The organism is Ureaplasma zalophigenitalium, from assembly GCF_025780055.1.
In the GTDB taxonomy this organism is placed as follows: Bacteria; Bacillota_I; Bacilli_A; order Mycoplasmatales; family Mycoplasmoidaceae; genus Ureaplasma; species Ureaplasma zalophigenitalium.
In genome coordinates, this window is record NZ_JAOXHJ010000017.1 from 1 (window position 1) to 1,239 (window position 1,239).

Annotated in this window: 1 protein-coding gene; it reads right to left on the reverse strand. The window is 28.2% G+C overall.

All coding sequences use genetic code 4. The features are described from left to right. Window positions 1-1,239, reverse strand: a 1,239-nt coding sequence (locus OF365_RS03150; protein WP_263818164.1) for a hypothetical protein, incomplete at both ends; no start/stop codon positions are given.

A 1,239-nucleotide genomic window follows, 5' to 3' on the forward strand; every position in this document is an offset into this window, starting at 1 on the left:
CTCATTCAACTGATTATTAGCATCTGTTAAAGCATTAGCTAATTCCTGAATAACTTTTTTTAATTGTTCAGGTTTTTGATTATCAATGTTATTTTTTGCTTCTTGGGCTTTTTGCAATTGTGATTTTAATATTTCATTAGTTAAACCAGCAGTCTCATTTGCTGCAACTACAGATTGTGCACTATTGATTAATTTATCAAGCTGATCAGAGATTAGATCTTTTAAAGTTGAACCTGGATGAACAGGTTTTTGTTTTTTTAAATCAGCAATTGCTTTTTTTAAAGTGATTGCTTGTGTCTCTAGTTGGCTTGCGTCTTGATTGTTAGTATTGATTAAAAAACCATACGAATCTCGTAGTTTTTGACTTAAATCCGTTTTATCTTTATGTTTGTTTTTTTCGTTGTCAAACTCAGTATTAGCAATTTTGATTTGTTCTTTTAAACTAGCAATAGCTGTTGCTAACTTTTCATCTAAATCTGCTTTTTTTTGATTGTTTATTTTTAATTTTGCTTGATGCTCTTGAACTATTTTTGTTAAATCTGCTATTTGTGAATTATTTGGAACTTTTTTTAGAACGCTTAATGATTCACTTATATTTTGTTCTAATCCTCTATAATCTTCACCATTAGGAAGGTTATTTAATAAGTTTTCATTACTATTAATTAAATTAGTTAGAGCGATTAAAGTATCTAAGTATTCGCGAGTAATTTCATTTTCTTTTTTTGTAGAATCATCTGTTGGTTTAATTAAATTGTTAATGAATTGATCAATTTCTTTACTAACTAAAGATATATCAGTTTTGTCGTCAAACAATTGTTTTAATAATTTTGGAATTCCGTTATTAAATTTATTTTGTTTTTCTTTGTTTAAATTTTTATATTGATTATCTACGAATTTACTAATGCGATCAATAATTGGTAATTTATCCTTTTGCTTTTTCTTGAAGTCCACAATTTTAAAATATAAACGTTTTGCTTCTTGTTCGTCCTGATTTGCTTGAGCAAAAAAGTTATTAACATCACTATAAATTTGTTGCCCTTCGGTTGTGACTAAATTGTTTACATTTAGTGAGTTTAGTTTTATCAGTATATTTTTTAGAGAATTTTGTTCTGCTTGCAACGCTTCTGCATATGCATGGTGTTTTGATCATCTTCATTGCGTTGCAGCGATTACAGTAGCTGCAGAAAAAATGGTCCCTATGATCGCGCTGGATATGGCGATTTTTTTCTTTTTGGATAA